The organism is Catenulispora yoronensis (assembly GCF_039531695.1).
Taxonomy (GTDB): Bacteria; Actinomycetota; Actinomycetes; order Streptomycetales; family Catenulisporaceae; genus Catenulispora; species Catenulispora yoronensis.
The window spans coordinates 96,009-102,601 of sequence record NZ_BAAAQN010000048.1; the positions used below are offsets into that span (position 1 = coordinate 96,009).

General features: G+C 69.9%; 6 protein-coding genes. 3 read left to right on the plus strand and 3 right to left on the minus strand.

Features of this window, described 5'->3' with window-relative positions:
* Positions 1-10 precede the first annotated feature (10 nt).
* Genes ABD481_RS32100 through ABD481_RS32110 form a run of 3 tightly spaced genes read left to right on the plus strand, consistent with a single transcriptional unit; the run spans position 11 to position 3,231 of the window.
* The gene (locus ABD481_RS32100) at positions 11-1,075 is read left to right on the plus strand and encodes a cobalamin-independent methionine synthase II family protein (RefSeq protein WP_344669572.1); all 1,065 of its coding nucleotides are present in this window, start codon (positions 11-13) and stop codon (positions 1,073-1,075) included.
* Positions 1,076-1,079: 4 nt separating this feature from the next.
* A complete protein-coding gene (locus ABD481_RS32105; protein ID WP_344669573.1) occupies positions 1,080-1,655 on the plus strand; it encodes a carboxymuconolactone decarboxylase family protein in 576 nt (191 codons plus the stop codon).
* A gap of 19 nt (positions 1,656-1,674) precedes the next feature.
* Entirely contained in the window at positions 1,675-3,231 is a 1,557-nt protein-coding gene (locus ABD481_RS32110; RefSeq protein WP_344669574.1) for an NAD(P)-binding domain-containing protein, read from the plus strand.
* Here the strand turns inward: ABD481_RS32110 and ABD481_RS32115 are convergent.
* The 3 genes from ABD481_RS32115 to ABD481_RS32125 form a co-directional block, all read right to left on the minus strand.
* On the minus strand, positions 3,225-3,824 hold the full coding sequence (locus ABD481_RS32115) for a nitroreductase family protein (protein ID WP_344669578.1): 600 nt from the start codon (positions 3,822-3,824) through the stop codon (positions 3,225-3,227). The two genes, ABD481_RS32110 and ABD481_RS32115, sit on opposite strands and share 7 nt — an antisense overlap.
* 163 nt (positions 3,825-3,987) lie before the next feature.
* Complete coding sequence (locus ABD481_RS32120) at positions 3,988-5,097, minus strand: carboxylate-amine ligase (RefSeq protein WP_344669575.1); 1,110 nt, start codon at positions 5,095-5,097, stop codon at positions 3,988-3,990.
* A 54-nt stretch (positions 5,098-5,151) separates the two neighbouring features.
* Complete coding sequence (locus tag ABD481_RS32125) at positions 5,152-6,306, minus strand: M20/M25/M40 family metallo-hydrolase (protein WP_344669576.1); 1,155 nt, start codon at positions 6,304-6,306, stop codon at positions 5,152-5,154.
* Positions 6,307-6,593: the final 287 nt, after the last annotated feature.

Genomic DNA, 6,593 nt, shown 5'->3' on the forward strand with positions numbered 1-6,593 from the left:
GTTGCGGCCCATGCCTATCCCCACCGAGCCGATCGGCTCCGTTCCGCGTTCCCCCGAGCTGCTCGCCGCGTTATCAGCCCACGACGAAGGACGGCTGGACGCCGCGGCGCTCGCCGACGCCGTCAGCCGGGCGGTCGCCGAGACCATCGAGGCCATGGAGGCCGCCGGCTCGCCGGTCGTCACCGACGGCGAGCAGGGCAAGCCGAGCTTCGCGACCTACCCGATCGCCGGACTCGACCATCTGAACCCGGACGGCGTGGCCATCCCGTTCGCGGACGGGCATCAGCGCACGCTGCCCTCGCTCAACGCCGGGCCCTTCCGGTACCGGCGGAACGCCGACAGCTATCTGAAGGCCGCGCTGCCGCACGCCAAGGTCCCGGTCAAGCAGGCGGTCATCGCCCCCTCGGCGCTGAGCCTGCTCTACCCGGCCGGCGGCATCGACGGCTACCCCCGCGAGCAGTTCCTCGCCGACCTGGCCGACCAGGCCGAGGCCGACATCCGCGGCTGCCTGGACGCCGGCGCCCACAGCGTGCAGCTGGACTTCACCGAAGGCCGCCTGTCGCTCAAGCTCGACCCCAGCGGCGGCGTCCTGGACGACTTCATCGCCCTGAACAACCAGGTGCTCGACCGGTTCAGCGACGCCGAGCGCGCCCGGATCGGCGTGCACACCTGCCCCGGCGGCGACCAGGACTCCACCCACAGCCTCGATGTCGACTACGCCCAGCTGCTGCCCCAGCTGTTCCGCCTCAACGCCGGCGCCTTCTACCTCCAGCTGGCCAGCGAGTCCGACCCGGACCGGGTCCTGGGCGTGGCCGCCGACCACCTGCCGGCGACCGCCCGGGTCTTCGTCGGCGTCACCGACCCGATCGACCCCGCGGTGGAGACCCCCGAACAGGTCCGCGACCGGGTGCTCGCCGCCGCCCGCCACCTGCCGGTGGACCGGCTCGGCACCTGCGACGACTGCGGCTTCTCGCCGTTCGCCGACGACGTCTCCACCTCGCGCGACACCGCTTTCGCCAAGATCCGCGCCCGCGTCGAGGGCACCGCGCTCGCCGCGGAACAGCTGGGAGTGTGACACCTTGCCGCACATCGACCTGGGCAACGACCAGCCCGGTATACGTTCCCTGTTCTTCTACCGCCCCGAGACCGCCGCACCGCTGAGCGAGCTGGCCGAGATCCTGCTGCGCGGTCCCAGCACCCTGGAGCGCTGGGAACGCGAACTGATCGCCACTCACGTCTCCGGGCTCAACGAGTGCCGGTTCTGCACCACCACCCACGCCGCGTTCACCGCCGCGCAGCTGCCCGAGGGGTTGGAGCTGGACGTCATCCGGGCCGACGTCGGCTCCGCGCCGATCAGCGACAAGCTCAAAGCCCTGCTGGACGTCGCCGCCGCGGTGCAGCGCGGCGGACGGCAGGTCACCACGGAGCTGGTCGACGCGGCGCGCGCGGCCGGGGCCGACGACCCGGAGATCCATGACACGGTCCTGATAGCCGCCGCGTTCTGCATGTTCAACCGGTACGTGGACGGCCTGGCGACCGTCATGCCGGACGATCTCAGCGGACTGGCGGAACGTGCCAAAGCCCTGGTCGCCGAGGGTTATCTGCCCACCGTCGCCGCTGCCCGCGCACACCAGGCGCAGGCAGCGGTCCGCTAACACAATAGGGAGCCGGCCTGTGTCCGAAGCAGAGCCCCGCAGCATCCGGTACCTCGTCATCGGCGCAGGACCGGCCGGCCTGCAACTGAGCTACTACCTCCAGCAGGCCGGCTCCGACTATCTGACCCTGGAACGGCACGCGGCCCCGGGCAGCTTCTTCCGCCGCTTCCCGCGCCACCGCCGTCTCATCTCCCTGAACAAGGTGCACGTCCGGTCCGAGGACCCGGAGATCCGCCTGCGCTGGGACTGGAACACGCTGCTCAACGACGACCCGGAGATGCTGTTCCCGCGCTTCAGCCAGGAGTATCTGCCCTCTGCGGACGACATGGTGCGCTACCTCGCCGCCTTCCAGCAGCGCCACGACCTCACCGTCGAGTACGGCACCGAGGTCGTCGGCGTCGAGCGCGACGGCACCGGATTCCTCGTCCGCACCTCGCGCGGCGCCGTGCGCGCCGAGTGCGTCATCGCCGCGACCGGCTGGGCCGCGCCCTTCGTCCCGGACATCCCGGGCATCGAACACGCGACCGGGTACGAGGACATGGACGTGGACCCGGCCGCCTACACCGACCAGCGGGTCCTGGTGATCGGCAAGGGCAACTCGGCGTTCGAGACCGCCCACGCCATGCTCGGCCACGCCGCGATGGTGCACCTGGCCAGCCGCCGGCCGCTGCGGCTGACCTGGACCAGCAAGCACCCCGGCGACGTGCGCGGCCAGTACGGCGCCATCCTGGACAGCTATCAGTTCAAGACCCTGCACTCGGTCCTGGACTGCACGATCGACCGGATCCGCAAGACCGGCTCAGGCTTCGAAGTCGACATCACCTACACGCACGCCGACGGCGAGACCGCGACGCTGGAATACGAATCCGTCCTGCGCTGCACCGGCTTCCGCATGGACACCTCCATCTACGCCGAGGGCTGCGTCCCGCCGACCGAGCGCGACGGCCGCCTGCCCTCGACCGGCCCGGACTGGCAGTCGGCCGGCGTGGAGGGCCTGTACTTCGCCGGGACACTGGCCCAGGCCCACGATTTCAAGCGGGCGTCCTCGGCCTTCATCGACGGCTTCCGCTACAACCTGCGGACCCTGTGCACGCTGCTGCGGGAGCGCTATGAAGGTGTCCCGCTGGAGTACGGCGAGGCCAAGGCCGATCCCGAAGAACTGACGGCGCTGGTACTGGACCGGGTCAACTGGAGCTCCGCCCTGTGGACCCAGTTCGAATACCTCTGCGACGCGATCGTCGTCGACGAGACGACCGGCCGCGTCAAGCTCTACCGGGACCTGCCGGAGGACTACGCCGTGCAGCGCTTCGCCGACGAGGCCCACCTCTACACCGTGACCCTGCGCTGGGGCCGCGACGACTACGCCGACGTCTTCGCCATCGAACGGCACCCGGAACCCGGACGGGCCCGCGAGAGCGCCTTCATCCATCCCGTGGTCCGGCGCCACCACCGCGGCCGGCAGCTCGCCGAACGGCACCTGCTGGAGGACCTGCTCGCCGAGTGGCGCCGGCCCGACCGCCACGTGACACCGCTGCGGGAGTTCTTCGCCGAGCAGCTGGGATCCGAGGCTCAGTAGCGGACCATGACCTCCTCCAGCGGCTTGCGGACGAGGTCCGGGACCCGCGTCCCGACCGCGGGATAGCCCACCGGGACGACCAGGTACGGCCGCTCCTCGGGCGGCCGTTCGCACACCTCGTTCAGGAAGCGCATCGGGCTCGGCGTGTGGGTCAGCGTGGCCAGTCCGGCATGGTGCAGCGCGGCCAGCAGGAACCCGACCGCGATGCCGACGGACTCCTTGACGTAGTAGGGCTTGGGGCTGTTCGGGCCCTGATGCACCTCGAAGACGACGATCACGGCCGGGGCGTCGGTCAGGAACGGCTTGTGCCAGTCGGTGCCGAACCGGGCGATCGCGTCCAGCCACTGCGCCGAGGCCCGCCGATGGTAGAACTCGTACTCCTCGGCCTCGGCCGCCTCCCGCAGCCGCCGCTTGCGCTGCGGATCGGTGATGACGACGAACCGCCACGGCTGCACATGCGCGCCGCTCGGCGCGCTGGCCGCCGTCCGCACGGCCTGCTCGATGACACCGTCCGGGACCGGATCCCGGGAGAACTCGCGCACCGAGCGCCGGGAGGCCATCAGCTCCGCGAAATCCATCGCGGCAGCCCGCATGGCCTCCGGCGGCAAGCTCCGGGCGTCCACGGGAACCGTCCGCACCGACGCGTCCGAGCCGTCGGCGAAAACATGATCAGTACTGGAGGCGGTCAAGGTTCTCTCCCCTCAGGCAACCTCCAGTCTGATATGCCACGAATACCGCTGACTTACTTCTGAATGCTCAATGTGCCCCGGCGGTCTGCTCGATGAGCACATCGACGACGTCACCGAGCGAACCCCGGTCGGCCGCCGCGGCCCGCTGCCGCGCGGCGCCGTCCCCGCCGTGAATCAGCTCCTTGAGCCAGCTCGCGACCGCGTCCGCCTCCCCGCCGTCCTCCAACGCCGGACGCGCCACCGCCACCAACGACTCGACCAGGGCGGCTGCTGGGACCAGCCGTCCGGTCACCGGATCGATCCCGGAGCCGGTGAGCCCGTCCCGAGCCGCCCGCCAATACGCCAGACGCAGCACCTCGGCGCCCACCTGCGGCCCCGGATCACCCGCCGCGACCTTCGCCAGCGCGTCCACGGTCAGTGCCCTGATCAAAGCAGCCGTCATCACCGAGTCCCGCGCTGTCATCGGCACGTCGCTGACCCGCACCTCCAGCGTCGGCACATGCGCCGAGGGCCGCAGATCCCAGAAGATCGTGCCAACGTCCACGACCGAACCCACCTCGTGCAGCATCTCCACAGTCCGGTCGTAGTGCTCCGCCGAACTGAAGAACGGCGGCGGACCCGCGACCGGCCACCGGGTCCAGATCATCGTGCGCCAACTCGCGTACCCGGTGTCCCGCTCGGCCCAGAACGGCGAGTTCGCCCCCAGCGCGATCAGAGTCGGCAACCACGGCCGCAGATGATTGCCCGCCAGCACCGCCTGCTCCCGATCCGGGATCTCCACATGGACGTGCAGCGCACAGATCGCCAGCTCGTCGTGCAACCCCCGGAACGTCTCATTGCCCCGATCCTGACGCGGCCCGGTGGTCATGGCCGGCGGCACGAAGTCCCCGAGCACCGGCGTCCCCGTGGCCACCACCGCCAACCCGTCCCGGTCAGCCGCCTCGGCCAGCACCCCCCGCGCCTGTTCGAGCTGCCCCACCGCCTCCGCCACGGTCCGACAAGGATCGGTCCGCGCCTCGATCTGAAGCTTGGTGATCTCCCCGCCGATCCGCTCTCCCAACACCTCCTTGGCCCGCCCGATCACCACCCCGGCCCGCGGCACCACCGCCCGGCTCCGCCGGTCCACCACCAGGAACTCTTCCTCGATACCGAACCGCGGTCCGGATCCCACACTCATCGATGAGCCTCTCAGCGCCCGAAACGACGACAGCCGCGCGGGCGCGCGGCGTCATCACAGGGTACTGATGAGCCCGGCCTCCGCGCCGGAACTCCGCCCGAATGGCTCCCCCGTCAACCGCTCCACCATGCGAGCCACCAACCGCGCCCGCGGAGCCAGCTGCCCCACGTCGACATACTCACCCCGGCTGTGCGACCCACCACCGACCCCGCCCAGCCCATCAAGCGTCGGCGCCCCCACCGCCGCGGCGAAGTTCGCATCCGAAGCCCCCGGCGCCCAAGCCCCCGCCGGCAGCACCATCCCCAACTCCGCCGCCGCCCCCCGCGCCACCTCGAACAACCCCCGAGAGGACTCCACCGAGAGCGGATGCCGACTGAAGCCCCCGTCCAGACTCAACGAAGCCCCCTCCACCCGCGCCGACAGGGCCCTGATGAGCCCATCCACCCGCGCCAACTCCGCGGTACTCCACGCCCGGACATCAATCGCCAACGTCGCAGTCTCCGGCACAGTGTTCGACGTCGTACCCGAAGTCAAAGCCGTAGGCGTCACCGTGGTCTGCGCCCCCTCATCCGCGAACGCCTTCACCGCCAACACCTGATGCGCAGCCTCCACACTGGCATTCACCCCCAGATGCGGCTCCACCCCCGCATGCGCCGCCCGCCCATGCACCGTGAGCCGATACGCCGACCCACCCTTACGCGCAACCTTCAACGCCCCATCAGGATTGGCCGGCTCCCCCACCAACACCGCCCCACTCCGCCGCGCCTCCCGCTCAATAAGCGCCCGCGACCCCACCGACCCACTCTCCTCATCACACGTGAGAAGAAGCCCAACCCGCGACGTATCCGCCACCAGCGCCATGGCCGCCATCATCACCACAATCCCCGACTTCATATCAACGACCCCCGGCCCAGTAGCCACCGCCCCCGCCACCTCGAACGGCCACTCCCCCAACGTCCCCGCCGGCCACACGGTGTCGAAGTGCCCGAGCAACAACACCCGCTGCTCCACCGCCGGCCACACCAGATGCGGCAACCCGTCCACCACCACCCACTCCGGCACCCGCCCCAAAACACCAGCCCCCCACTCAGCCAGCACCTCCGCCCCCACCACCAGATGCGCAGCCGAACCCACCGGCGTCTCCAGCTCGACCAACTCCCGCAGCCGAGCGACCAACATCTCCCCAGACCAGGACATAAGGGTATTCATACCCTCAGTATCAGAACAAAATTTCACACCGAGCTTCTCCCAGCGTGCCCCGCAACCATCAGGGCACGAACTAGAACCCACCACCCCCGAGACCTTCAATCCTCTCCCGAGGTTTTGGTTCGTTCCCCTCGGTCACGTCGGCAGGGCTTTGCCTACAGTGCCGCCGACAGGGCTTCTGCGTTCTCGTCTGGTGGTACGAGTTTGTCGGCCTGGGGCGTGGCCGGTGTGATTTTCGCAGAGTCTTGATGAAAGCGGGCACGGACCCTGATGATCGAGGTTCTCGAAGC

Excerpts from the sequence above, each read along its gene's own strand:
- ABD481_RS32100 (WP_344669572.1), top strand. The coding sequence starts at position 11 with ATGCCTATCCCCACCGAGCCGATCGGCTCCGTTCCGCGTTCCCCCGAG.
- ABD481_RS32115 (WP_344669578.1), bottom strand. The coding sequence starts at position 3,824 with ATGCGGGCTGCCGCGATGGATTTCGCGGAGCTGATGGCCTCCCGGCGC.
- ABD481_RS32120 (WP_344669575.1), bottom strand. The coding sequence starts at position 5,097 with ATGAGTGTGGGATCCGGACCGCGGTTCGGTATCGAGGAAGAGTTCCTG.
- ABD481_RS32125 (WP_344669576.1), bottom strand. The coding sequence starts at position 6,306 with ATGAATACCCTTATGTCCTGGTCTGGGGAGATGTTGGTCGCTCGGCTG.